This window comes from Bacillus cereus group sp. Bce041 (assembly GCF_052646455.1).
In genome coordinates this window covers 920,768-946,727 of the sequence record NZ_JBQXON010000001.1, presented here as the reverse complement: position 1 = coordinate 946,727, position 25,960 = coordinate 920,768, and the positions used below count along the sequence as shown (strand labels likewise).

Sequence of the window (25,960 nt, the reverse complement as noted above, 5' to 3'; positions counted from 1 at the left end):
TACTTAAGAAAAATTGTCCATTCCAGCAATCCACTGAGTAAGTTGTTCTTGATTATTGGAAATATGGTTGTCCAAATTAGAGGAAGATTTACCCGATTGACTATAAGAATATACATCGTTTAGCATTGTTTTAGCGTCACTACTTATATTATCGTTTGCGAGTAACGATTGAATGAGGCGCTCTAATTGCTCGCATTCTGAAACTGTCCCGCAGCAATCACTTTGGTGGTTGACTAAAATATCTTTCAGCACTTCTAATTGATGTTGTTGATTAATTGGCATGAACGGATCATCCTTTCGATTGTTTTTCTCTTCAAATGTAAGAGAAAAAGCTGTTTCGTCATGGAATGTTTAATGCTGTATGTAGTTTTTATCAAAATGGTACATCTTATACTTGAAAGAAACGGACCGAGTGCTCGTACGTACTTGGTTTTTTGTTTGGTAGATTGATTAAAAAAGAAAGAAGGAATTATTCCTTTAAAATAGCTATGTAAAGAGAGGGAAACATCTATGCGTTTAAGACATAAACCGTATGCAATGGATCGAATTAATGAATATTCACATATCGTAATCGGAAACCCAGAGGAGCGCGCTGGTAGCTGGAAAGAAGTATTTGGAAACGAACAACCAATTCACATTGAAGTAGGTACAGGTCGTGGCCGCTTCATGTATGATATGGCGAAAGCGAATCCACATATTAATTATATTGGAATTGAAAAATTCACAAGTGTTGTTGTAGATGCACTTGATAAATTAATTGAAGAAGAATTACCAAACTTAAAGTTAATTAATAAAGATGCTGAAGATTTAACAGTTTTCTTTGCGAAAGGTGAAATTGATCGCGTTTATTTAAACTTCTCAGATCCATGGCCAAAGAAACGTCATACGAAGCGTCGTTTAACGTATAAAACATTTTTACGTAATTACGAAGAAGTGTTAGTAGAAGGTGGAGAAATTCATTTCAAAACAGATAACCAAGGTTTATTTGAATATTCTCTTATGAGTATGGCTGAGTATGGTATGTTACTAACGTACTTAAGCTTAGATCTTCATAACAGCGACTTTGAAGGTAACATCATGACTGAATACGAAGAGAAATTCTCTAGTAAAGGTCATCGTATTTACCGAGTTGAAGCAAAATATCGTACAGAGCCTATGCAGTAATGCGTAGGTTTTTTTACACCTAAAATAATCAGAATTTTATGTTAAGATTAATTAAAAAGGGGGATGTGTAATGGAACAGTTACAAATTGGAGATATAAAAGTAACGTGGTTAAAAGGCGGGAATACACATTTAGATGGAGGAGCAATGTTTGGAGTCGTGCCGAAAGTACTTTGGTCACGTAAATATAAACATAATGATACAAATCATATTTATTTACGAACAGATCCGTTACTTTTGCAAACAAAAGATGGAAATATGCTCATTGATTCCGGGATAGGAAACGGTAAGTTGAATGAGAAGATGAAACGCAATCAAGGTGTAACAGAAGAATCATCGGTTTATGAATCATTAGAAAAATTAGGATTAAAGCCTGAAGATATCGACTACGTCTTGATGACACATCTTCATTTTGATCATGCATCTGGTCTAACAAAATGGGAAGATGATCACCTTGTACCGGCATTTCCAAATGCGAAAGTTTACGTAAGTGAAACAGAATGGAATGAAATGAGGAATCCAAACATTAGATCACGTAATACATATTGGAAGGAAAATTGGGAGCCAATTGTAGATCAAGTTGTTACGTTCCAGCAAGAAATAGAAATTACAGATGAAATCAAGATGGCACATACGGGTGGGCATAGTGATGGACATGCAGTCATCATTTTGGAGAGTCAAGGGGAAACGATGCTACATTTAGCAGATCTCTTGCCGACGCACGCGCATCAAAATGTATTATGGGTAATGGCATACGATGATTATCCGATGACCTCGATTGAAAATAAGCAAAAGTGGATGAAGTATGGTGCTGAAAAAGAGGCATGGTTTACGTTTTACCATGACGCATATTATCGAGCTGTGAAGTGGAATGAGGAAGGTCATATCGTAGAAAAAATAGAACGGAAAACGAGTATAGAAGCATAAAAATAGGAGGTTGTTCCATCATATTTATTGGAGCAGCTTCTTTTTTATTGTCGGGTTTTGTCGGTAAGTCGATATATTTAAAAAATCGCTGATATACTTTTAATCAATACCCGCAATTTCAAAAAAATAAGAGGTTCACCTAATGGGAACCCTCCGTTTTATGCTGCTATAACCTCTAAAACAGTACCTGTTTTAGCATCAACTAAAAATTCAAATCGTTCTTGTATATCATTTAACATCGTTGTAAGACCGCCGCGATAAACTTCATATGCGACATCATATTTTTCAAATGTCTCTGGAACCATATGTACCCAAGAGCCAGTAATTTCACCTTTATGACTTAATGCTTGTTTCACCATTTTCAATGCTTTTTCTGAAGAAATATGGGATTGTTCTTGTACTTTGTTTGCAACGAGATAACCAGCTGCGAACCCAACGCCAAGACCTGCTACTAAACCTTTCCAGCTCATATATTCACCTCAATTCTATAAAATAAAAATAGTGTACCGATAATAATTATAAAGCAAATACAGCTAAAAAAGAAGAAACTAGAAACATTTCGAAAATTTCGTTACAATAAAAGAGGTATTCTACTAAGGTTTGAAAGAAGGGGACTTCGTGAATAAAGAGACATTACAATTATTTCGTACGTTAACAGAATTACAAGGTGCATCAGGTTTTGAACATGATGTACGCCGTTTTATGAAACAAGAATTAAGCAAATATGCGGATGAAATTGTACAAGACGGTTTAGGTAGCGTATTTGGTCTGAAAAAAGGGGACGAAACTGGCCCACGTGTTCTTGTAGCAGGTCATATGGATGAAGTAGGTTTCATGGTTACGCAAATTACGAAAAACGGAATGCTTCGTTTTCAAACGTTAGGCGGCTGGTGGAGCCAAGTTTTATTAGCACAGCGTGTACAAGTTATGACGAAGAATGGTCCTGTTATTGGGGTTGTTGGTTCTATTCCTCCTCATTTATTAAGTGACGCGCAACGTGCAAAACCGATGGATATAAAAAATATGTTAATTGATATAGGTGCAGATAGTTATGAAGATGCGATTGAAATTGGTGTAAAACCAGGACAACAAATCGTGCCGATCTGCCCGTTTACACCGATGGCAAATGAGAAGAAAATTATGGCGAAAGCTTGGGACAACCGTTACGGATGTGGTCTTGCAATCGAATTGTTAAAAGAATTAAAAGACGAAACATTACCAAATACATTATATTCTGGTGCTACTGTACAAGAAGAAGTAGGTCTTCGCGGAGCGCAAACCGCTGCAAATATGATTCAACCAGACATTTTCTATGCGCTTGATGCAAGTCCAGCAAACGATGCATCTGGTGACAAAACACAGTTCGGTCAATTAGGAAAAGGTGCTCTTCTTCGTATTTACGATCGCACGATGGTAACACATAGAGGAATACGCGAATTCATTTTAGATACAGCAGAAACAAACAACATTCCGTACCAATACTTTATTTCACAAGGTGGTACAGATGCGGGCCGTGTACATACAAGTAACTCTGGTATCCCATCAGCAGTAATTGGTGTTTGTGCGCGCTACGTTCATACACATGCTTCAATTTTACATGTTGATGATTATGCAGCGGCGAAAGAATTAATTACGAAGCTTGTGAGAACAACAGATAAAACGACGTTAGAGACAATTAAGAATAACGCGTAGAGAGGAAGAAGGGCTGAAGAGGCCTTTCTTTTTTTTGCTTGAATAGATGACCCAGCGATGAGTGGGAGCGGTTAGTGCCTGATTGGTGCTCGAATGGTGTATTAAGACCCTGGATAGGAAAAGAGAGGAAGGCTGTTTTTGTTTTTGAAGACGGTAATGTTGTTAGAAAAAACCTTCTTTTTTTAGATTGAATAGATGACCCATCCATGAGTGGGAATGGTCAGTGCTTAATTGGTGTTCGAATGATGTATGAAGACCCCAAGTAGGAAGTGAGAGGAAGGCTGTTTGTGTTTTTGAAGACGGTAATGTTGCTAGAAAAAACCTTCTTTTTTAGGCTGAATAGATGACTTGGTGATATGTGGTAGTGGTTGATGCTTAATTCGTATCTGATAGGGATATTAGAATAGAATGATGAATTTTTATAGAGGTGAACGAAATGAAAGTAGTAGTAGGATCAAAGAATAAAACGAAGGTTGGCGCTGTGGAGAAGGTTTGGAAAGATGCTGAAATTACATCTCTTTCTGTTCCGTCAGGAGTATCAGCTCAGCCTTTCTCAGATGAAGAGACGATGCAAGGAGCGATTAATAGAGCGAAGCGAGCGCTAGAGGAAGGAGAAGCTCCAATTGGTATTGGGCTAGAAGGCGGCGTAATGAAAACGGAGCACGGTTTATTTATGTGTAACTGGGGCGCGCTAGCAACAATGGATGGGAAAGTATTTGTGGCCGGAGGAGCGCGTATTACGTTACCAGACGATTTTTTAGCACCTCTTGAAGATGGTAAGGAATTAAGCGAAGTGATGGAAGAGTTTGTGCAGCGAAAAGATATTCGTAGTCACGAAGGTGCTATCGGTATTTTTACAGATGATTATGTCGACCGCACGGAATTATTTGTACACGTTGTTAAGTTGTTAGTTGGGCAATATAAGTATGACAAAAAGCAAGCATAAACCTTGCACCGTGCGCGATGTATGGTAGTATAAAAGAAAGATTATAACATGAAAAATGCACCCGTTAGAGGAGGAAATATAGATGAAGTCATTAGAAAGCATGGAGCAATTCCAACAGTTAAAAAATGAAGAGAATGTAGTCTTTATGTTCTCAGCAGAATGGTGCCCAGACTGCCGCTTTGTAGATCCATTTATGCCAGAAGTAGAAGAGAAATATAGTGATTTCTCATTTTACTATGTAGATCGTGATGAGTTTATGGATCTATGTGTAAAATTAGACGTATTTGGCATTCCGAGCTTTGTAGCGTACAATAAAGGTGAAGAAACTGGTCGCTATGTAAACAAAGATCGTAAAACACAAGAACAAATCGAAGAGTTCATTGAAGGTTTAAAATAAGGCAATTTGCCAATTGAATTGTAAAACAACCTCTACCTTCGCGGGGGAGGTTATTTTTTTGGAAGGGAGGAAAAAAGAGATGAAGATGACAAGTAAAAAGATGAAAGATGAGTTAATAAAGAAATTATCTCGCCCAGAATGGGACTTTCAGTATGATAGTGAGAAAGAAGTTTTACGTATTGAACAAAAAGACTCCAAAAAAGGTATTAACGTATCGCTTCCAGGAGTTGTGGCAAAATGGGAAGTGAACAAGGAAAAGGCAATTGAAGAAGTTGCTTATTACGTACAAGAAGCGCTAATTGCGATGCATAAAGAAGAAAATAGCGGAGCGAAAATTTTACCTGTTATTCGCTCTACTTCTTTCCCGAAACAAGCAGAAGAAGGAAATCCGTTTATTATGACGGATCATACGGCGGAAACACGTATTTACTACGCGCTAGATTCGAATAAAACGTATCGACTAATTGATGAGCGTCTATTACAAAAATTAGAACTTACAGAACAGCAAGTGCGTGAAATGGCATTATTCAACGCACGCTCATTAGGTTATGAATTTAAACAAGACACAGTAGCGGGTAATACATTCTACTTTTTAAACACAAATGATGGGTATGACGCGACTCGTATTTTAAACGAATCGTTACTACAATCGATGCGTGAAAAGATTTCTGGTGACATGGTTGTTGCTGTTCCTCACCAAGATGTATTAATTATTGCTGATATCGTCAACGAAATCGGTTATGATATTATTGCACAAATGACAATGAAATTTTTTGCCGAAGGGCATGTTCCGATTACATCACTTTCATTCGTATATGAAGATGGAGAATTTGAACCAATCTTTATTTTAGCGAAAAATCGGAAGAAGACAGATGGAAAAGAGAAAGGATGAACGAAGTGAACGTTTTTTACAACCTTGAAGGAATTGGTGACACTTTAATTGTTGCCTTACAAGATATTACTTTAGAGAACCGTACTTTTGATCGCAAAGGAGATGTTGCACGCGTATATGATCGTGAAAGCAATGTAACAGCAGGATTCAACATCTTTAATGCATCTTCTTACTTAGAAGTAAAAGAAACAGGCAACCTTACATTAACGAAAGAGCTTGTAGAGAAAATCAACGAAATTTTAGCGAAGAATGGCTTTGAAGAAACAGTAGAAGCAGATCTTTCTCCGAAATTTGTTGTAGGCTATGTAGCTGAAAAAGAAAAGCATCCAAATGCTGACAAGCTAAACATCTGTAAAGTAGAAATCGGTACAGAAACATTACAAATCGTATGTGGCGCACCAAACGTTGATGCAGGACAAAAAGTTGTCGTTGCAAAAATTGGTGCTGTAATGCCAAGTGGTATGTTAATTAAACCAGCAGAACTTCGCGGTGTTCCTTCTTCTGGAATGATCTGCTCTGCACGTGAATTAGAGCTTCCAGATGCTCCACAAGAAAAAGGTATTCTTGTATTAGAAGATAGCTTTGAAGTTGGACAAGAGTTTAAATTTTAATTGATATAAGAAAAGAGAGGTTGTCCTTTTGGGCAGCCTCTCTTTTTGTTTTGTCATTTTTTGTTGGTAAGTCGATATTCCGTGTCGAATCGTTGATATATGTAGAGTTACGATAGATATATTTGAAAAATCGTTGATATATTGAGAATTGTGATAGATATATTTAAAAAATCGTTGATATATGTAGAGTTACGATAGATATATTTGAAAAATCGTTGATATATGTAGAGTTGTGACAGATATATTCAAAAAATCATTCATATTATAAGGATGTCACCTTTTTTCTTAAAATCTATATTGTATTTTATAAACAAACTAGTTAAAATTTAGAAAAATAGAAGGGGATAGACGTATGAAACAACAAATAAAAATCGCAGAACTTCTAAAACGAATTGAAACTTCAAAACAGCAAGATATTGAGCTAGGTACTTATGAAATATATGTGTTTAGTGAAAGTGAATTAGAAAAAGGACAAATCGGTTACCGATACGATAAACATAAAAATTCATTAATAAGTGAAGAAAACGGAAAGTGGCAAGAAGGATGGATTACAATTGGATATGAAACGGATATGGGCGATCCAGTTTTCGTAAATATAGATGATGACGCTTATCCGGTTTATACTGCAGAACGTGGTACAGAAAAATGGCAGCCAGTTTATATTGGAAATATGGATGAGATTATAGGGCAATTATAAGAAAAACTTTGAATCCGGTGCAAAGTGATGGGAGAGAAGTATGAAGTATATAAAAATAATGAGCATGATTGCATTCATTGGAATATATATGGCCGGTTGTTCACAAGAGCAGCCGAAAAAAGAAACTACATCTTCTATACAAGAGAAAAACAAAGATACCAAAGAAGACGCACCGGTAGAAAAACAGCAAGAACAAGAAATAAACGAAGAATTGCAAGCAATTCAAACGAATGAGCAAGTAGAACATAAGCAAGAGGAAGTATCATCTGAGGAAAAGAAAGAAGAAACTACGCCAGTACAGCCAACTGAGCAACCAGTGCAAAATAATGAACAAAAAGTAGGGAGTAATGAAAAACAAGAGAAGTTTCTCGTCGTTATTGATCCAGGGCATCAACAAAAAGCGAATTTAAATTTAGAGCCAATTGGACCAGGGGCAACAACGCAAAAATATAAAGTGACAGACGGTACAACAGGTGTTGTGACGAAAAAGAGAGAGGCTGTACTTGTATTAGAAATGGCTTTTTTATTAAAAGAAAAGCTTGAAGCAAAAGGGATACAAGTATTAATGACGAGAACATCACAAGACGTTGATATAAGTAATAAAGAACGGGCGACATTCGCAAATAATCATAAGGCGAATTTATTTTTACGTCTTCATGCAGATGGTTCTGAAAATCCAAACGAAAGTGGATTTGCTGTATTGACGCCGGCAGAAGGAAGTCCGTATACGAAAGAGATTTATGCGGAAAGTCTTCAAATCTCTCAAATGATTATAAATAAAATGAGGGAGAACCAGCAAGTAAAAGTAAATGGAATTAAATTTCGGGATGATCTTTCTGGATTTAATTGGGCAAAGGTTCCTGGTGTGTTATTAGAACTTGGGTTTATGTCAAACCATGAAGAAGATAAAAAATTATCTGACCCGCAGTATGTAAATTCTTTATTGCAAAGTGTAACGGATAGTATAGATGCATATCGGAAGAGTAAAGCTTAAGCGCAGTCTTACATGAAAGGCTGCGTTTTTCCATATGAAACACTCGTAAATTAGAATATTGTGGATAAATATGACATGCTTAATTTTACCTGCACTTTTTGCCGAATGCTGATACAATAAAGGATGTTACTATTTAGTAGAAAGAGTGGTAAGCATGTTAGATTGGATGAAAAAGCTGTTTAACAAAGAGGAAGAACAAACAGCGATGAATAAAGAAGTACCAAAGCAAATTGAAAGTCAGCCGAAAATTCCTCGTGTAAACCACTACACTGAAGCAAGAGAAGCACAAATGGCAAGTAGGAATGCAGGTAAATGCCGTTTTCCTTTAGTACCGGATAATGGGTTCGATGAAGAGGATGAAAGCGAAGTAAATCGCTTCGAAGAACAACCTGTTCAAGGAGTAACATATGAAGAACCTACTGCCCAAAGAGGAATAAAGGTGGAAAGAAGCAGACGACCGTATGTGGAAAAGGTAGTTTCTACATATGAAGAGCCGGAAGTGCAATATGAACCGGTGCGGGAGTCTGTCGTTAAAAAGGTATCTGCACCTTCGCAAGAGAGTAACCGTAGACCATTTCGTCCAACAGAAATGATTTCGCCAATTTATGGATATAATCGTCCTTCAGTAGAGAAAAAGGAAGAAAAGCAGGAGGAAGTAAAGGAAAGAGAAGACCTTGAAATATCTGTAGAGGGTAAATCAGTCGTTGATGCATGGTTAGAGAAAAAAGGATATAAATTATCTGATTTCTCAGAAGGACAAGCACCAACTTCTTCTAGTCATAGAGCTGCTAACCAGCAAGGAGAGCAACAATATGAAGAGAATAAAAAGGAAGAAAAGTCAGTAGTTGATCAATGGCTAGAGAAAAACGGTTATGAAATCGAACGCCAAGTGCCTTTAGTAGAAGAAAAAGAAGTGATTCAAGAAATGAGTACACCGCAGGAAGTTTCAGCGGATGAATTACTTCATAAAACAGTAGCTGAGCAGATGGAAAGTGCTAAGCTAGAAAAAGATGTAGTGGTGTTAAACGAAAACAATCTACAAGAAGAATTAGTAGCTTCTAAAGTAGAGCACGAGGATACAATATTATCAGAAGAAATTAAACGTAACACAGAAATAAAACAACCTACTATTGAAGTAGAAAAGCAAGCTCCAGAAGAATCAGTGATTGTCAAAGCAGAAGAAAAACTTGAAGAAACAATCATTGTGGAAATACCAGAAGAAGTGTCAAAAGTAGAAGTAATTGCAGAAACGGAAGAGCTTGAAGAAGTAGTTATGGAAACAGAGGCACCTGAAGAAGTGGAAGTAATTGCGGAAGCAAAAGAGCTAGAAGAAGTGGAAGTAATTGCAGAAACGGAAGAGTCAGAAGAAGTGGAAGTAATTGCGGAAGCAGAAGAGTCAGAAGAAGCTGAAGTAATTGCAGAAACAGAAGAGTCAGAAGAAGTGGAAGTAATTGCGGAAGCAGAAGAGTCAGAAGAAGCTGAAGTAATTGCGAAAGCAGAAGAGTTAGAAGAAGTGGAAGTAATTGCGGAAGCAGAAGAAGTAGAAGTGATTGCAGAAACAGAAGAGTCAGAAGAAGTGGAAGTAATTGCGGAAGCGAAAGAGTCAGAAGAAGTGGAAGTAATTGCAGAAACGGAAGAGTCAGAAGAAGTGGAAGTAATTGCGGAAGCAGAAGAGTCAGAAGAAGCTGAAGTAATTACAGAAACAGAAGAGTCAGAAGAAGCTGAAGTAATTACAGAAACAGAAGAGTCAGAAGAAGTGGAAGTAATTGCGGAAGCAGAAGAGTCAGAAGAAGTGGAAGTAATTGCGGAAGCAGAAGAGTCAGAAGAAGCTGAAGTAATTGCGGAAGCAGAAGAGTTAGAAGAAGTGGAAGTAATTGCGGAAGCAGAAGAAACAGAAGTGATTGCAGAAACAAAAGCGTCTGTAGTAGAGACATTTGTAGCACTTGAGGAAATTCAGCAAGAAGATGAAGCAATTGAACAAAAGAGTGAATTCATACATGTTGCTGAGGCTGATGAACAAACGAAGAAAGATGTTCAAAGCTTTGCGAATGTTTTAATTGCAGAAACAGAGGAAAATAGACGAGTTGTAGAAGAAGCACAGGTCGCAGAAGAGCAACGAGTTGTAGAAGAAACACCAATCGCAGAAGAGCAACCAGTTGTACAAAAAGAAGAACCAAAACGTGAGAAAAAGCGCCATGTACCATTTAATGTTGTTATGTTGAAACAAGATAGAACACGATTAATGGAAAGACATGCAGCTAGAGCAAATGCAATGCAGCCTCCTGCTAATGTACGAGTAGAGAATAAGCCAGTACAACAAGAGGTAGCAGAACCACAAGTGGAAGAACGCCCAGTGCAGCAAGTAGTAGCAGAACCACAAGTGGAAGAACGCCCAGTGCAGCAAGTAGTAGCAGAACCACAAGTGGAAGAAAACCCAATGCAGCAGGTGGTAGTAGAACCACAAGTGGAAGAACGTCCAGTGCAGCAGGTGGTAGTAGAACCACAAGTGGAAGAGCGCCCAGTGCAGCAGGTGGTAGTAGAACCACAAGTGGAAGAGCGCCCAGTGCAGCAAGTAGCAGAACCACAAGTGGAAGAACGCCCAGTGCAGCAAGTAGTAGCAGAACCACAAGTGGAAGAGCAACCAATGCAGCAAGTAGTGGTAGAGCAAGTACAAAAGCCAATTTCAAGTACGGAAGTACAAGAGAAAGCATATGTTGTAAATCAAAGAGAGAACGATATGCGAAATGTATTGCATACACCACCGACATATACTGTTCCACCATTAGCGCTGTTGTCGATTCCACAGCAATCAGCGTTAGATAATACAGAATGGTTAGAGGAGCAGAAAGAATTATTAGATACAACGTTTAATAATTTTCACGTTGGCGCACATGTTATTAATGTATCGCAAGGGCCAGCGGTAACTCGTTTTGAAGTACAGCCAGACCCAGGTGTGAAAGTAAATAAAATTACAAACTTAAGTGATGATATTAAGTTAAGTTTAGCTGCGAAAGATATTCGTATTGAAGCGCCGATTCCAGGGAAGAGTGCAATTGGAATTGAAGTTCCAAATAAAGAAAGCAAGCCAGTATTTCTTCGCGAAATTTTAAGAAGTCCTGTATTCACAAAGAGTGAATCACCGCTTACTGTTGCGCTTGGACTTGATATTTCAGGGGATCCAATTGTAACGGATATTCGAAAAATGCCGCACGGACTTATTGCGGGTGCAACGGGTTCAGGTAAAAGTGTGTGTATTAACGCCATTTTAACGAGTATTTTATATAAAGCGAAACCACATGAAGTGAAGTTAATGTTAATTGATCCGAAGATGGTTGAGCTTGCACCATATAATTCTGTTCCGCATCTTGTAGCACCTGTTATTACGGATGTAAAAGCAGCTACAGCTGCATTAAAATGGGCAGTTGAGGAAATGGAACGCCGTTATGAATTGTTTGCGCATGCTGGTGCTCGTGATTTAACTCGCTACAATACGATTGTAAGTGAGCGAGAAATTCCAGGAGAGACATTACCTTATATCGTTATTGTCATTGACGAGTTAGCCGATTTAATGATGGTAGCACCTGGTGATGTTGAGGAAGCGATTTGTCGTATTGCGCAAAAAGCACGTGCTTGTGGTATTCATTTATTAGTAGCGACGCAGCGTCCATCTGTAGATGTTATTACAGGTTTAATTAAGTCAAACATTCCAACGCGTATTGCGTTTACTGTATCATCTCAAGTTGATTCGCGTACGATTATTGATATTGGGGGCGCGGAGAAATTACTTGGCCGTGGTGATATGTTATTCTTAGGGAACGGTACATCTAAACCAGTTCGTGTACAAGGTGTATACGTATCGGATGATGAGATTGAAAAAACAGTTGATCATGTGAAAAAGCAAATGAAGCCGAATTACTTATTTAAGCAAGAGGATTTATTAGCGAAAACAGAACAAGCTGAGTCGGAAGACGAATTGTTCCTTGATGCATGTCAATTTGTTGTAGAACAAGGGGGAGCGTCTACATCTTCTGTACAGCGAAAATTCCGCATCGGTTATAATCGCGCGGCACGTCTCATTGAAGAGATGGAATCGCAAGGAATTATTTCTGAAGGTAGAGGAACGAAACCGAGAGATGTCCTTATTTCTGAGGATGAATTTGCCGCTATGCAGGAAACAAATGTATAGTAAACGGTTTTGCTGTATACTAAGAGAAAATGTTGGATAGTAAAGTAGGGAGTAAAGCGACATGAAAGAAATTGAATTAAAATTAAAAGGTGAAATAAATAGACTAACAAATAAAACATTTAAATTTGACGAACGTGTTGGAGAAGGTTGGTTCTCTGCCGTTTACTTTTTAAAAACTAGAGAAATCATCGAAGAATTTCGCCCGAAAAGTGTTGTAACGATGCAATTTTTCCAAAAGGAAAATGCAGTTCTTTGCGGAACGGATGAAGTAATTGCATTGCTACAAACATTCGCTAAAAATCCTGAGGAACTTGAAATTAACTCTTTAAAAGATGGCGATAAAATTAGTCCATTTGAAACAGTGTTAACAATTCATGGTCCTTATGAAAATTTCGGATTTTTAGAAGGTGTCATTGATGGGATTTTAGCTCGTCGTACATCGGTTGCGACAAACGTATATAACGTTGTCCAAGCTGCGCGTAGCGTAGATAAAGAAAAACCAGTTATTTTCATGGGAGACCGTGATGATCATTATACACAACAAGCTGGTGACGGTTATGCAGCATACATCGGAGGTATGAGCGCACAAGCGACGCATGCGATGAATGAATGGTGGGGCAAAAGTGGTATGGGGACGATGCCTCACGCATTAATTCAAATGTTTAATGGTGATGTTGTGGAAGCGGCAAAAGCATATCATAAGAAATTCCCAGAAGATGAATTAGTTGTACTAATTGATTACAATAATGATGTTATTACAGATGCACTTCGTGTAGCGCGTGAATTTGGATCAACATTAAAAGGTGTACGTGTAGATACGTCCCGCACGATGATTGATCAATACTTTATTCGCCACCCAGAAGTACTTGGAACATTCGATCCACGTGGTGTAAACCCATCGCTTGTATTCGCACTTCGTAAAGCACTTGATGAAGAAGGATTCCAGCATGTAGACATCGTTGTAACTGGTGGATTTGATGAGAAGCGTATTCGTGAATTTGAAGCTCAAAACGTACCTGTTGACATATACGGGGTAGGAAGTAGCTTATTAAAAATGAATATTGGCTTTACTGGTGATAATGTAGAACTAAATGGGAAACCAGAAGCAAAAGCTGGTCGTAAATATCGTCCAAACCCACGTTTAGAGCGTGTTCAATTAGAAAAAAGAGAAGAGATGTAAAAGAGAGAAAAACTGATAGGTGATTGACCCTATCAGTTTTTCTGTTATCATAGTATAGCGGCTTCTTTTTTGCTATAATGGACTTATTATGGACATATAAAGAAGTACGTACGAGTTTATCCTGATAAGTGAAGGGAAAGAATAACTTCACTACATCAAAAATGTATGATGATTACCAAAATAAGAAAAGATTCATATACTGTCTTATAGATAGGCCGTTGTATTAGTTCGAAATGTTGGAGGTTCTTTAAGATGACAGTTTACCATTTTGTAGGAATTAAAGGAACAGGAATGAGTTCATTAGCGCAAATTCTTCATGATATGAAGCATACTGTTCAAGGGTCTGATTATGAAAAGCGTTTCTTTACACAAACAGCGTTGGAAAAGCGTAGTATCTCGATCCTTCCTTTTGATAAGAATAATGTAGAAGAAGGACAAGTGATTATTGCAGGAAATGCATTTCCTGATACGCATGAAGAAATCGTAGCAGCAAAAGAATTAAACATCCCAGTCCATCGTTACCATCATTTCTTAGGTGACCTGATGAGCCAATACACAAGTGTTGCTGTAACTGGTGCACACGGAAAAACATCAACAACAGGTTTGTTAGCCCATGTAATGCAAGGTGCACACCCAACATCTTATCTTATTGGAGATGGAACAGGGCATGGGGTAGAAAATAGTAAGTATTTTGTATTTGAAGCTTGTGAGTATCGTCGTCATTTCTTGTCTTATAATCCAGACTATGCAATTATGACGAATATTGATTTTGATCATCCAGATTATTTTGCAGACATCAATGATGTATTCAGTGCATTCCAAGAGATGGCATTGCAAGTGAAAAAAGGCATTATTGCATGTGGAGATGATGAAGAACTTCAAAAAATTCAAGCGAAAGTACCTGTTATTTTCTATGGATTTGGAGAAGATAATGATTTCCAAGCACGCAACATTCAAAAGAGAACAGATGGTACGATATTTGATGTATTCGTTCGTAACACGTACTATGATACGTTCAAAATTACAGGATACGGCAATCACAGCGTATTAAATGCGTTAGCAGTAATCGCGCTTTGCCATTATGAAAATGTTGATGTAGAAGCAGTAAAACATCAATTAACAACTTTTGAAGGCGTAAAACGTCGCTTTAATGAAAAGCCGATGGGAGAGCAAGTAATCATCGATGACTACGCACACCATCCGACAGAGATTAATGCAACGATTGAAGCTGCTCGTCAAAAACATCCAGAGCGTGAAATTGTCGCTGTATTCCAGCCACATACATTCTCACGTACAGAAAAGTTCTTAGATGAGTTCGCAGAAAGCCTAAGCAAAGCTGACCAAGTATACTTATGTGATATTTTCGGATCAGCACGTGAAAACAAAGGTGAATTAACAATCGAAGATCTGCAAAAGCGTATTGACGGTGCAGAATTAATTACAGATACAACAACGGATGTATTAAAGAAACATAAAAACGGCGTTCTAATTTTCATGGGCGCAGGTGACATCCAAAAATTCGAAGCGGCTTACGTAAAAGAAGTTCAAGTTGCAGAGAAATAATAGAAAAGACGCATAGCTTGGCTGTGCGTCTTTTTTGTGTTGTCGTGGTTGTGCATTAATGTTGAAACGTCGATATATATGGAGTTGTGTTCGATATATTTCAAAAATCGTTGATATATTGGTACGCGTTTTGAAATATAAATGTTAGAATAATAAGAAAACTAAAAAGGGGACTAAAAAACATGTTCACACTCCGAGTAGATGACGAAATCGAACTACAATTACTAGAAAAACATCATAAAGAGGAATTATATCAATTATTAGATCAAAACCGTAATCATTTACGGAAATGGCTCCCTTGGGTAGATGGGACAAAATCTGCTGATGCTTATGATGAAATTTTTCCGATGTGGTTAAAGAAGTTTGCAGAGGGAGACGGTTTTGAAAGTGGTATACGTTACAAAGGAAAGCTCGTTGGGATGGTAGGCATTCATCCAGTGAGCTGGGGGAAGAAAGCGACGAGTCTTGGGTATTATCTTGCAGAAGATGCTGGCGGGAAAGGTATTATGACGCGTAGCGTAAAGGCTGTACTTCACTATGCATTTGAAAATTTAAAGCTGAATAAAATTGAAATTCGGTGCGGTGTTGGAAATGCGAAAAGCCGCGCAATTCCAGAACGTTTAGGATTTAAGTTAGATGGTATTTTACGAGATGAAGAATGGCTATATGATCATTTTCATGATATCGCTGTATATAGTTTACTAGCTTCAGAATGGAAAGAGATTCGATGAACGAGAAGATTCGTATTGTTCCATATGAAAGTACGTTTCAAGAGGAAGTAGTAGATCTTATCGTTCATATTCAGCAAAAAGAGTATAATGTTTCAATTACGAAAGAAGAGCAACCTGATTTACTTGAAATAGAAACATTCTATCAAAAGGATCACGGAAACTTTTGGGTAGCAATTTATGATGGTAAAGTAGTTGGAACAGTAGCTTTATTAGATATTGAGAATCATCAAGTAGCGCTAAGAAAAATGTTCGTACAAAAAGAGTTTCGCGGAAAAGAATGGGGCGCATCACATATGTTGCTTCAAACAGCAATTTCATGGGCTGAGGATAAAAAATTGAAAGATATTTACTTAGGAACAACAGTAAAATTTTTAGCGGCACATCGTTTTTATGAAAAGAATGGTTTTCAAAGTGTGAGTATAGACGAGTTGCCGAAAAACTTTCCGGTGCTACAGGTAGATAAGAAATTTTATAGGTACATTGTGTAAAAGGTCATTTAGAAATGGCCTTTTTCTATGAACTAAAATGGAAATAGTGGTATAATTTGGATTAGGGGGGTGTAGGTATGAACTTTCCAATTCAAAGAAGTAAGTCAGTAGTCATTTTCGTTTGCCTTACGTTAGTTTTTATGTTTATATATCCAATTGTCATGCTTTTCACTAATAAAGCGCATTGGATGTCAGCGTTGATTGGGATGGGTTTATGCTTCATTGTAAATGTACCACTCGTTTGGGAAGTATTTATTAAAAAACATAAAGTAGAAAATGGCGTATTAAAGTACGGTATTTTAAATGATGATATTGTATTAAAAGATGTGAGAATTATACGTCAGGTCGGAAAGTCTCTTGAAATTACGACGAATGCATATAAAGTACATATGGTTGCGATGCCGCAAAATATGGATGAATTCTTGGCGCTTATAGAGAAAGAAAATCCACATGTGAAAATAGAAATGGTAGGGAAGAAATGAAATATATAAAACCTTTTTTTTGCTTGGAAATTATGCTGGTGTTTGCTATCTGCACTAGGATAAATATGAAATGGAACCTGCCTTTATATGTACCAATATTAATAGGTACTATCGCAGTGGCACTTTTATATTATTTTCATTTTCAGCAAACAAAAAGTAAGAACAGTAGCTCGATATAGAGTGAGGATAATAAAAAAACGCTCGGATATAATTCTAACGGGTTCGGATTAGGAGTACAATAACTTAAATAGGGTAATAATTTTGGGTTCAAATCGTATATGATTTGAACCTTTTGTTTTTGTTGATTTAATAAGGTTTATTGGTAATTAACGTATTGACAATAGCCAATATCATATGTTTGGAAATCATGCTAAAATAGATTCCGATATTGTTGCTACACCTGCTCAGAGGCTTCGTATAAGTAGAAAAAAATATGAGTTAAATGATATTATCTATTTAAGAAAATCATTTCTTTCAAAAAGAAGGGGGATTGAGATGAACACAATGAAAAAAATAATAAAAAAACTATTTTTTAGCGATTTGGAAAAGTTTAGCCAAAGTCTTGGATATTCTACTTGGAATGAGTTAATGGACAATTCCTTTCACATATTCATTATCCCTCCCGATGCAGAATGGTTTGCAACCCAATTACCTAATAAAAATTGGGCAGTATGGAATGATGAAGGACAACCTCCTTTCGAATATAAAGAGTTCGTGAAATGGGCAGAAGCTATACGGTATTTAAGAGATATTTTTGAAAAGAATGGCTACCCAGAGGAGAATTGGGAACCAGAAGGTTTTGAACAAAATGACGACTGTTATTCTCAAGGACCTGATAAAAACAAACGTATAGAGGATTAAAAAGACATCTTGTTATGTTGTCTTGAAAACAGAAAAAAGCATCTGAAATTGATGCTTTTTTCTATGCTATTAAATGTATTAGTTTAGGTACAAAATTCAAGCTAAATCAGTTGTTTTTTGCATTGCTTTTTCTGATTTTGTACCTCAAAACCGAACCCGTTAACATAATTCCGGGCGTTTTTCATTATTTTAAGTTCTCTGGATTTAAAGCTTCTAATTCAGCTACAACGAAGCGTCCGTCTTTACGGATGAGTACGTCGTCGAAGTAAATTTCGCCGCCGCCGTATTCAGGGCGTTGGATGCATACTAAATCCCAGTGAATGTTCGAGTTGTTACCGTTCCATGCATCGTCGTAAGCTTGTCCAGGAGTGAAGTGGAAGCTGCCATCGATTTTTTCATCGAATAGGATGTCTCCCATTGGATGTAAGATGTATGGGTTTACGCCGATTGCGAACTCACCAACGTAGCGTGCGCCTTCGTCTGTATCGAAGATTTTGTTAATGCGTTCTGAATCGTTTGCAGTTGCTTCAACGATTTGGCCGTTCTCGAACTTAAGTTGTACATTTTCAAATGTATAACCGTTGTAAGGAGATGGTGTGTTGTAAGAAACTGTACCGTTAACAGAATCACGAACTGGTGCAGAGTATACTTCACCGTCTGGAATGTTTAAATGACCGGAGCATTTAATTGCTGGAATGTCTTTAATAGAGAATGTTAAGTCAGTTCCAGGACCAGTTAAACGAACTTTATCTGTTTTATTCATTAATGTAACAAGGCTGTCCATCGCCTTATCCATTTTACCGTAGTCTAAGTTACATACTTCAAAGTAGAAGTCTTCGAAAGCTTCTGTACTCATTTTAGCAAGCTGTGCCATAGAAGCATTTGGGTAGCGAAGAACAACCCAGCGTGTTTTTGGAACGCGAATGTCTCTATGAACTTTTTTACCAACTGTTTGGCCATGAACTTTCATACGCTCACTTGGAACGTCAGCTTGTTCATTAATATTATCGCCAGAGCGAAGGCCGATATAAGCGTCCATGTCTTTCATTACGCTTGCTTCATATGCAGCGATTTGTTCGAAATGTTCTTCAGTAGCACCCATTAATAAAGAGCGATCTACTTGATGATCTTTTAAAGAGACGAATGGGAAACCACCAGCTGCATATGCTTCTTTTACAAGTGCAGTTACAAGTTCTTTTTGTAAGCCAAAGTTTTCAATTAATACTTTTTCACCTTTTTGTAAGCGGATAGAGTAGTTAATTAAATTGTATGCTAACTTTTCAATACGTGGATCTTTCATATGTAAAGCCTCCCTACTAATTATGTATCCTCTCCTATTGTAACCTACTTAGTGGAATTTGTTGAATGATTTATGTTACAGTTAACGAATAAGTATGAAAATTCTAATGATGAGATAGGGATTAGAATGAAACGGAAAATGATTGTATAATAGGGGAAAGTATGAAAAAGATAAAGGAAGTGATGAAATGCAAGTTCTTTTATATGTAAGTGCGGCTATTATCGCGGTTGCTTTCGCAGTATTAGTAGTGTATGTATGTAGAACGTTGTTATCGGTTCAGAAGACGTTAGAAAACGTTGCAAGCACGTTAGAAGGTTTAGAAAAACAAATGCAAGGAATTAGCGTAGAGACAGAGCAATTATTACATAAAACGAATGCGTTAGCTGATGATATTCAACAGAAGTCACAGTCATTAAATAAAGTGGTAGCGGGTGTAGATGGGATTGGAACGACAATCCAATCTTTAAATACGAAGCTTCGTAATGTATCAGACTCTGTAACGGACGAAATTGAAAATAACGCTGATAAAGTAGCGCAAGTTGTACAGTGGAGCAGTGCGGCGATTGAAGTATACAATCATTACCGTGCGTCGAGACAAGAGAAGAAGGTTGAAAAAGAAGAGCGTAAATTAGAAAGAATTGAGAAAAAAGCTGAAAAGAAAGAGAAACGCTCTAGATTTCGTATGAGAGGTGAATCGTGATGAATATGACAAAACTTGAAACAATTGAAGAGCTTGAAGTCTTAGTAGAAAAGAACGAGCCGTATGTTCTTTTTAAACACAGTACGACATGCCCAATTAGTCACGGTGCATACACAGAATTTCAAGCGTATTGCAGCGAAGAAAGAGAAGTACCAGCGTATTACTTATACGTACAAGATGCGAGAGATGTGTCAAATCGTGTTGCAGAACAATACAGTATTAGACATGAATCACCGCAAGTGTTATACATAAAAGATGGGATGGTAGTATGGAATACATCTCATTGGAATATTAAAAAAGATGCTTTAGAAGAGAATATAAAGTAAAAAGAAGCAAGCTAAAGGTGCTTGCTTCTTTTTTTTGTTTTTGTTGAAATATATTTAGTGGTACACTATTAATAGTTCAAACTAAATAACTAGATTGTTGAAAGTAGGTTTTAAGTAATGAAGAAAATGGCATTATCCTTCGCAGTCGTAAGTTTATTACTGGGAGCTTGTAGTAACAATAGTAATACGATTAGTAAGAAGGATGAAGTTATACAAAAAGATACAAAAGAAAAAAGTATGATTCCGAGAACTGCTGTTTCTAAAGATTATTATAGAACTGTTATTCCTTTAAAAGAACAAAAGGTTATTAATACAGCTAATATAAAAACAAATTCTAAATTAGATTTAGCAGAGTATGAAAATGGTTTAATAAATATTGCAACGCAGCAATTTGATACAGAGAGTCACGTACTGCAATTAAACCAGTATATTCCAGAGAAACTAATTGATGAACTAGTTGCGAAAGTAGAAGCGCCAGTTTTGACAAATATTATAGAACAAGATTATTTCGGAAAACAGAATTCAAATGAATTAAGTTTATCTGGTGTTATGATTGGCTTAGCTATGTCTTCAAGTGTATCGAATGAAGAGGCTATGTCTAAAGGGACTGAAGTTGCTAAACAACTTATTGAAGCTATTAACAAAAATGATAAATATAACAAATCTCCAATTACGTTTGCTATCTTTAAGCAAGAAAGTACAAGTTCTTTAAAAAATGGTACGTATATTGCTAGTGCTACTGTTCAAAAGAATGATACGAACCTTGGAAATTGGAGTACGATCGATGAAAAGTCGTATTCATATCCTTCTGATGAATTTACACAAGCACATGGAGAAGATAATACAAAAATAAATAACTTTGCTAAGGAAATAAAAGGTTTTTCTAATGGAGATTTTATTCCAGTCAACGCTAAAGTTTCTTATAAGAAAGATCAAATGGATACATTAAATATGAATATTGTTATTAAATATAACGGTAAAACAGAATTAATGGCTCTTACCCAATTGGCTGCTCAAGGCATGTTAGACAAATTGCCTAAAGATGCGAAAGTACAATTACAGATCAAGTCCGAGAGTAAAATTGAGGCCGTTATTATAAAAGAGAAAAACAGTGATAAACCGTTTGTTTCCTTCTTGTAAAAAAAGACAGTATGTAAACTGTCTTTTTTTTATTTTAAATGAAAATATATAATGTTTTTTGATAGTAATTCCTTGCTGTATATCGTGTGACAATCGTATATGTATCAGCTATAATAAATTATCTTAAAAAAGTAACATATAGGAATTTGAAAGAGGTGGCTTTCTTATGGCATCACAACAATTAGGTCGTTTACGTTCTGAAATTGATCAACTTAATTTACAAATATTAGAGTTACTAAACGAAAGAGGTCGTCTCGTACAAGAAGTTGGTAATTTAAAAGAAGTACAAGGTGTGAAACGTTTTGATCCTGTACGTGAAAGAAATATGCTGGATTTAATTGCAGAGAATAATAATGGTCCATTTGAAACTTCGACTTTACAACATATTTTCAAACAAATTTTTCAAGCTGGTTTAGAATTACAAGAAGACGATCATCGTAAAGCATTACTTGTTTCTCGTAAGAAAAAAACAGAAGATACGATTGTTGAAATTAATGGTGAAAAAATTGGTGACGGAAATCAGCATTTTATTATGGGACCGTGTGCAGTGGAAAGTTATGAACAAGTACGTCAAGTTGCTGAAGCAATGAAAGGGCAAGGTCTGAAATTAATGCGTGGTGGTGCGTTTAAACCACGTACTTCACCGTATGATTTTCAAGGTCTTGGATTAGAGGGATTACAAATTTTGCGCCAGGTAGCAGATGAATATGATTTGGCTGTTATTAGTGAAATTTTAAATCCGAATGATATTGAGATGTCATTAGATTACGTTGATGTTATTCAAATTGGCGCTCGCAATATGCAAAACTTTGATTTGCTAAGGGCAGCTGGTGCTGTGAATAAACCAGTATTATTAAAACGTGGTCTATCAGCAACGATTGAAGAATTCATTAATGCGGCAGAATATATTATGGCAAAGGGAAATGGGAACATTATTTTATGTGAACGAGGTATTCGCACGTATGAAAGAGCGACGCGTAATACGCTTGATATTTCCGCTGTGCCGATTTTAAAGAAAGAAACACATTTACCTGTCGTTGTCGATGTAACGCATTCTACAGGGCGACGTGACCTTCTCTTACCAACTGCAAAAGCAGCGATGGCAATTGGTGCAGACGCAATTATGGCTGAAGTACATCCCGATCCAGCTGTAGCTTTATCTGATGCAGCGCAACAAATGAATATACCGCAGTTCAATGATTTTATGAATGAATTAAAATCATTTGGAAGTAAATTATAAAAACTTTTAATGAGCTGTTCCAAAAAGGCATTTTGGAACAGCTTTCTCCTATTGTATAGCGACTGTCATTGTCGATTTTTGTTGGTAAGTTGATATATTTAAAAAATCGCTGATATAATTAGAGTTGCGGTCGATATATTTGGAAAATCGCTGATATATTTCGAGTTACAGTCGATATATTCGAAAAATCGCCGATATAAATTTCATTTACTATCGTACTGCTTAAAATAAGATTTCTACTAAGGAAACATCTATTTTTTTACAAAAAATGCCCTTTTTTCATAAAAAATACGAAAATACGAGAAAAGAAGCGAATTTTTTCGAAACTTTTGCGGGAAAATATTGTATGAGCCTGCGTTTTTATCGTATCATTAGTAAAAGGAAGAACTCGGGACGATTGGTGGCATCTGCAAATAGAGTTGATGTCTTTTTTTCATTCAAGTAACCGATACATAAAAATAGATAACAAAAATAGAAGGAGTGTGCGATGAGATGAACGTAACAATATATGATGTAGCGCGTGAAGCGAACGTTTCAATGGCTACCGTATCACGCGTTGTGAACGGTAACCCAAATGTAAAGCCTACAACAAGAAAGAAAGTATTAGAAGCAATTGATCGTTTAGGATACCGCCCAAATGCGGTAGCACGTGGACTAGCAAGTAAGAAGACAACTACAGTAGGTGTTATTATTCCTGATATCTCAAATACGTTTTATGCAGAACTAGCTCGTGGAATTGAAGATATCGCAACAATGTACAAATATAACATCATTTTAAGTAACTCTGACCAAAACAAAGAGAAAGAGTTCCATTTATTAAATACGATGCTTGGAAAACAAGTGGACGGAATTGTTTTCATGGGTGAAGATATTACAGACATTCACATTGAAGAATTTAAAAAATCTCCAGTACCAATTGTATTAGCAGCATCATTTGATGAGCAAAATGAAACGCCATCAGTAAATATTGATTATACACAAGCAGCTTATGATGCAATGAAGCACTTTATCGAGCAAGGACATAAACGTATCGGTTTCGTCTCTGGTCCTTTCATTGATAAAGCGGGAAGCGCGAAGAAGTTACAAGGTTATAAAAAAGCTTTAGAAGAAGCAGGTATTTCATATGATGAAAATCTTGTAATCGATGGAGATTACACATATGACTCAGGTATCGAAGCATTCGAAAAGCTTTGGAGCAATGATGAAAAGCCAACAGCAATCTTCGTATCTTCTGATGAAATGGCACTAGGTGTAATCCATGCAGCACAAGACGCTGGATTAAACGTACCAACTGACGTAGAAGTACTTGGTTTCGATAATACACGCCTTGCATTAATGGTTCGTCCGCAGCTTTCAACAGTTGTTCAACCGATGTATGATATCGGTGCAGTAGCAATGCGTCTATTAACAAAGTATATGAACAAAGAAAAAGTGGAAGATCACACTGTTATCTTACCTCACCGTATCCAATTTAGAGATTCAACGAAGTAAGTATAAAAAAGCTCACAGCGATTGCTGTGAGCTTTTATTCGTATTCAGGATAGTATTTTTGTACGACTGCATTTACCATTTCGTCTTTCTTAACGTGTAAAAATCTTGCATACAATTCTTTTCCAGTTTCAAATGGGGTATCGTCTAATTCAAACACATGCAATAGTTTTCGAAACGTCCATGTTATTTGCTGGCCGTACTTATTATCGTACGTATGCTCAGACTGTATAGCGATTTGTTCGCCTAGTGCATGAGCTTCTTCCAAACTGTTTGCTTTAACAAGAATAATACTTTCTTCAAAAAGTGTATCGTGATTCTCTTCATAATACTCATCAATTTTCGTAGAATCAGGCTCACTAGAATGAACAGACTCAAACAATAATTTTACAGCGTACATATTATGCTGCATGGTTCACTTTATAAATAATACTTGCGACAAGCGAAGCAGGTATTATAAATACGTTACTTTGATAATGGTAATGTACTTGGGATTCTTCATAAGACATGTTGTCATATAGTTCGTTTTGTGAGACACTCATTTTTTTCTGTTTTTCTTTGAGCATTTTAATGTAGTTGTACTGTATTGGGACGAGAATGATGAAATAAGCTAATACGATTAGTGAAATCCAAATCATTATGAACACTCCCTTATAAAGAATATTTCTATATAACAATTATATCAATAAAAAGAAAAAATAACCATTTTTTTGTTGGAGCTAATTTTCTTCTAAAAATGCAAACAGTTCCTTTTGGTTTTTTAAATTGTGATCAATACATGTTCGAGCAACATATTTCAATCCTTGTAATAATGCATCTACGTGAAAAGTATCATAATGAATTATATTTCCCTCTACCATCGTTTCGTCTTTTTGCAAGTTAATTGATATTTTTAGTACAGTTATATTACTTTGTAAATTTACAACTTCGATGTAAAAAAACTGTTTGTCTAAGTCAATCGTAACATAATCGAATCGTTCGGATAGCTCTAATTTATATGTAGTAGTATATTCCAAATGAAAGCCTCCTTATTGTATAAGTGTATGTTATAATGCCTTCGCTATAGATGGGGCTATTCCTTGTTATATGTCACATAAGTGCAAATTTAACTATTATAGGGCAATGTCATGTATAATAGAAAGAAAAGGCTTGTGAGGGGGGAAAAGAGATGATCGTTCTTTGGATAATTACGCTTTGTATGACTGCTATTTTTGCATATATGACGTTAAAACAAAATGGTTTAAAGCGATTTGTTCCAGGAAGTATTCTTGCAGGAATTGCCCTTATCACGTATGTAATTTCTATTTTTATTGAAAGTGTATCAGTAGATATGAGCACAAGTTTAATGTTTATTGGTATTACACTATTTGCAGGTAGCATTATGGTACTTATGGTTGCTGGTATTATTTTATTTATTCATATGAATTCGGAAACGTTATAGCATATAGAAAAGGCATGTCCCGAGGGGACATGCCTTTTTATCCGTTCAATTATGCTCTATCTTTAGAAGAGTTTTGCTGTTTTAGTAAGTCGCGAATTTCGCCAAGAAGTTCTTCTTCTTTTGTTGGTTCTGGAATTTCTTCCTCTTTTTCTTCTTCTTTTTTAGATGTTAGTTTGTTGAAAACTTTAACAAACATAAAGATAGAAGCTGCGATAATTAAGAAGTCAAAAATTGTTTGGATGAAGTTACCATACATAACAGCAGATTTACCGTATCCAAAGTGTAAACTTGTAAAGTCAACGCCACCTAATACCATACCAAGTAATGGTGTGATGATATCTTTTACTAAAGAACTAACGATTTTACCGAATGCAGCACCGATTACAACCCCGACAGCTAAATCAACGACATTCCCTTTGAAAGCGAATTTTTTAAACTCGTTCCACATGTGTTAATCCCATCCTTTCCACGATTCATTATGAAATTTATAATTCCTATCAACATATTCTATAGAAA

30 protein-coding genes are annotated in these 25,960 nt (G+C 36.5%); 23 read left to right on the top strand and 7 right to left on the bottom strand.

The genetic code is table 11. From position 1 onward, the window contains the following. Positions 1–3: 3 nt before the first annotated feature. Positions 4–282: a YtzH-like family protein gene (locus tag ACUN13_RS04980; RefSeq protein WP_001122235.1), complete on the bottom strand. Its 279-nt coding sequence runs from the start codon at positions 280–282 to the stop codon at positions 4–6. 228 nt (positions 283–510) lie between these two features. Here ACUN13_RS04980 and trmB point away from each other — a divergent pair, with 228 nt between their 5' ends. After that, positions 511–1,164 (top strand): tRNA (guanosine(46)-N7)-methyltransferase TrmB, encoded by a 654-nt coding sequence (trmB, locus tag ACUN13_RS04975; protein ID WP_001239385.1) that lies wholly within the window; start codon positions 511–513, stop codon positions 1,162–1,164. 70 nt (positions 1,165–1,234) lie between these two features. Then, positions 1,235–2,089, top strand: a complete 855-nt coding sequence (locus ACUN13_RS04970; protein WP_000436849.1) for a YtnP family quorum-quenching lactonase — start codon at positions 1,235–1,237, stop codon at positions 2,087–2,089. Positions 2,090–2,247: 158 nt separating this feature from the next. Here ACUN13_RS04970 and ACUN13_RS04965 read toward each other — a convergent pair whose 3' ends face one another. Next, positions 2,248–2,559 (bottom strand): PepSY domain-containing protein, encoded by a 312-nt coding sequence (locus ACUN13_RS04965; RefSeq protein WP_000118543.1) that lies wholly within the window; start codon positions 2,557–2,559, stop codon positions 2,248–2,250. A 148-nt stretch (positions 2,560–2,707) separates the two neighbouring features. Between ACUN13_RS04965 and ACUN13_RS04960 the strand changes: the two genes are divergently transcribed. The 15 genes from ACUN13_RS04960 (at position 2,708) to ACUN13_RS04890 (ending at position 17,809) form a co-directional block, all read left to right on the top strand. After that, positions 2,708–3,781, top strand: coding sequence for a M42 family metallopeptidase (locus ACUN13_RS04960; protein WP_001031514.1), 1,074 nt, complete (start codon positions 2,708–2,710; stop codon positions 3,779–3,781). A gap of 436 nt (positions 3,782–4,217) precedes the next feature. Next, positions 4,218–4,727 (top strand): DUF84 family protein, encoded by a 510-nt coding sequence (locus ACUN13_RS04955; RefSeq protein ID WP_000869940.1) that lies wholly within the window; start codon positions 4,218–4,220, stop codon positions 4,725–4,727. A gap of 82 nt (positions 4,728–4,809) precedes the next feature. Next, positions 4,810–5,124, top strand: a complete 315-nt coding sequence (locus ACUN13_RS04950) for a thioredoxin family protein (RefSeq protein ID WP_088344504.1) — start codon at positions 4,810–4,812, stop codon at positions 5,122–5,124. Between the two features lie 79 nt (positions 5,125–5,203). Then, positions 5,204–6,016 carry a DUF1444 domain-containing protein gene (locus ACUN13_RS04945; RefSeq protein ID WP_000784588.1) on the top strand — a complete coding sequence of 271 codons (813 nt, stop codon included), beginning with the start codon at positions 5,204–5,206 and terminating at the stop codon, positions 6,014–6,016. Then, entirely contained in the window at positions 6,013–6,627 is a 615-nt protein-coding gene (gene ytpR / locus ACUN13_RS04940; protein WP_001006770.1) for a YtpR family tRNA-binding protein, read from the top strand. Before ACUN13_RS04945 ends, ytpR begins: the two co-directional genes overlap by 4 nt. A gap of 352 nt (positions 6,628–6,979) precedes the next feature. Then, a complete protein-coding gene (locus ACUN13_RS04935) occupies positions 6,980–7,324 on the top strand; it encodes a hypothetical protein (RefSeq protein ID WP_000813166.1) in 345 nt (114 codons plus the stop codon). A gap of 40 nt (positions 7,325–7,364) precedes the next feature. Beyond that, positions 7,365–8,318: an N-acetylmuramoyl-L-alanine amidase gene (locus tag ACUN13_RS04930; protein ID WP_025689970.1), complete on the top strand. Its 954-nt coding sequence runs from the start codon at positions 7,365–7,367 to the stop codon at positions 8,316–8,318. A 154-nt stretch (positions 8,319–8,472) separates the two neighbouring features. Beyond that, positions 8,473–12,504, top strand: coding sequence for a DNA translocase FtsK (locus ACUN13_RS04925; RefSeq protein WP_445423702.1), 4,032 nt, complete (start codon positions 8,473–8,475; stop codon positions 12,502–12,504). Between the two features lie 61 nt (positions 12,505–12,565). Beyond that, entirely contained in the window at positions 12,566–13,684 is a 1,119-nt protein-coding gene (locus ACUN13_RS04920) for a nicotinate phosphoribosyltransferase (protein ID WP_000658370.1), read from the top strand. Positions 13,685–13,936: 252 nt separating this feature from the next. Next, positions 13,937–15,247, top strand: coding sequence for a UDP-N-acetylmuramate--L-alanine ligase (murC, locus tag ACUN13_RS04915; RefSeq protein WP_000219468.1), 1,311 nt, complete (start codon positions 13,937–13,939; stop codon positions 15,245–15,247). Positions 15,248–15,429: 182 nt separating this feature from the next. Further along, a complete protein-coding gene (locus ACUN13_RS04910; RefSeq protein WP_000494681.1) occupies positions 15,430–15,978 on the top strand; it encodes a GNAT family N-acetyltransferase in 549 nt (182 codons plus the stop codon). After that, complete coding sequence (locus ACUN13_RS04905; protein ID WP_001003163.1) at positions 15,975–16,466, top strand: GNAT family N-acetyltransferase; 492 nt, start codon at positions 15,975–15,977, stop codon at positions 16,464–16,466. The genes ACUN13_RS04910 and ACUN13_RS04905 overlap by 4 nt, the downstream gene beginning before the upstream one ends. A 77-nt stretch (positions 16,467–16,543) precedes the next feature. After that, positions 16,544–16,948 carry a PH domain-containing protein gene (locus tag ACUN13_RS04900; RefSeq protein ID WP_001010643.1) on the top strand — a complete coding sequence of 135 codons (405 nt, stop codon included), beginning with the start codon at positions 16,544–16,546 and terminating at the stop codon, positions 16,946–16,948. Continuing rightward, positions 16,945–17,127 carry a hypothetical protein gene (locus ACUN13_RS04895; RefSeq protein WP_088344510.1) on the top strand — a complete coding sequence of 61 codons (183 nt, stop codon included), beginning with the start codon at positions 16,945–16,947 and terminating at the stop codon, positions 17,125–17,127. The genes ACUN13_RS04900 and ACUN13_RS04895 overlap by 4 nt, the downstream gene beginning before the upstream one ends. Before the next feature lie 316 nt (positions 17,128–17,443). Beyond that, on the top strand, positions 17,444–17,809 hold the full coding sequence (locus ACUN13_RS04890; RefSeq protein ID WP_025689105.1) for a hypothetical protein: 366 nt from the start codon (positions 17,444–17,446) through the stop codon (positions 17,807–17,809). Between the two features lie 184 nt (positions 17,810–17,993). On the opposite strand, the gene ACUN13_RS04885 is transcribed toward ACUN13_RS04890, so the two are convergent. After that, on the bottom strand, positions 17,994–19,109 hold the full coding sequence (locus ACUN13_RS04885) for an aminopeptidase (RefSeq protein WP_000654727.1): 1,116 nt from the start codon (positions 19,107–19,109) through the stop codon (positions 17,994–17,996). Between the two features lie 187 nt (positions 19,110–19,296). On the opposite strand from ACUN13_RS04885, the gene ACUN13_RS04880 reads away from it, so the two are divergent. The 5 genes from ACUN13_RS04880 to ccpA all read left to right on the top strand — a co-directional run bounded on the left by ACUN13_RS04880 (position 19,297) and on the right by ccpA (position 24,006). Next, positions 19,297–19,809 (top strand): DUF948 domain-containing protein, encoded by a 513-nt coding sequence (locus ACUN13_RS04880; RefSeq protein WP_001197720.1) that lies wholly within the window; start codon positions 19,297–19,299, stop codon positions 19,807–19,809. Then, a complete protein-coding gene (gene ytxJ, locus ACUN13_RS04875) occupies positions 19,809–20,135 on the top strand; it encodes a bacillithiol system redox-active protein YtxJ (RefSeq protein WP_001057469.1) in 327 nt (108 codons plus the stop codon). Before ACUN13_RS04880 ends, ytxJ begins: the two co-directional genes overlap by 1 nt. Positions 20,136–20,252: 117 nt before the next feature. Further along, positions 20,253–21,275: a CamS family sex pheromone protein gene (locus ACUN13_RS04870; RefSeq protein WP_000738025.1), complete on the top strand. Its 1,023-nt coding sequence runs from the start codon at positions 20,253–20,255 to the stop codon at positions 21,273–21,275. 166 nt (positions 21,276–21,441) lie between these two features. Next, complete coding sequence (locus ACUN13_RS04865; RefSeq protein ID WP_000168209.1) at positions 21,442–22,515, top strand: bifunctional 3-deoxy-7-phosphoheptulonate synthase/chorismate mutase; 1,074 nt, start codon at positions 21,442–21,444, stop codon at positions 22,513–22,515. 492 nt (positions 22,516–23,007) lie between these two features. Then, complete coding sequence (ccpA, locus tag ACUN13_RS04860) at positions 23,008–24,006, top strand: catabolite control protein A (RefSeq protein WP_001103297.1); 999 nt, start codon at positions 23,008–23,010, stop codon at positions 24,004–24,006. Between the two features lie 34 nt (positions 24,007–24,040). On the opposite strand, the gene ACUN13_RS04855 is transcribed toward ccpA, so the two are convergent. The 3 genes from ACUN13_RS04855 to dhp61 all read right to left on the bottom strand — a co-directional run bounded on the left by ACUN13_RS04855 (position 24,041) and on the right by dhp61 (position 25,019). Next, positions 24,041–24,403: a DUF4288 domain-containing protein gene (locus ACUN13_RS04855; RefSeq protein ID WP_002164415.1), complete on the bottom strand. Its 363-nt coding sequence runs from the start codon at positions 24,401–24,403 to the stop codon at positions 24,041–24,043. A gap of 1 nt (position 24,404) precedes the next feature. After that, on the bottom strand, positions 24,405–24,641 hold the full coding sequence (locus tag ACUN13_RS04850; RefSeq protein WP_445423701.1) for a DUF3949 domain-containing protein: 237 nt from the start codon (positions 24,639–24,641) through the stop codon (positions 24,405–24,407). A gap of 81 nt (positions 24,642–24,722) precedes the next feature. Then, the gene (gene dhp61 / locus ACUN13_RS04845; RefSeq protein WP_000456864.1) at positions 24,723–25,019 is read right to left on the bottom strand and encodes a protein Dhp61; all 297 of its coding nucleotides are present in this window, start codon (positions 25,017–25,019) and stop codon (positions 24,723–24,725) included. Positions 25,020–25,171: 152 nt separating this feature from the next. Here dhp61 and ACUN13_RS04840 point away from each other — a divergent pair, with 152 nt between their 5' ends. Continuing rightward, positions 25,172–25,444 carry a DUF3917 domain-containing protein gene (locus ACUN13_RS04840; protein ID WP_000636589.1) on the top strand — a complete coding sequence of 91 codons (273 nt, stop codon included), beginning with the start codon at positions 25,172–25,174 and terminating at the stop codon, positions 25,442–25,444. Positions 25,445–25,493: 49 nt separating this feature from the next. Here the strand turns inward: ACUN13_RS04840 and mscL are convergent, their stop codons facing one another. Then, positions 25,494–25,892, bottom strand: a complete 399-nt coding sequence (mscL, locus tag ACUN13_RS04835) for a large conductance mechanosensitive channel protein MscL (protein WP_000267011.1) — start codon at positions 25,890–25,892, stop codon at positions 25,494–25,496. Between the last annotated feature and the right edge of the window lie 68 nt (positions 25,893–25,960).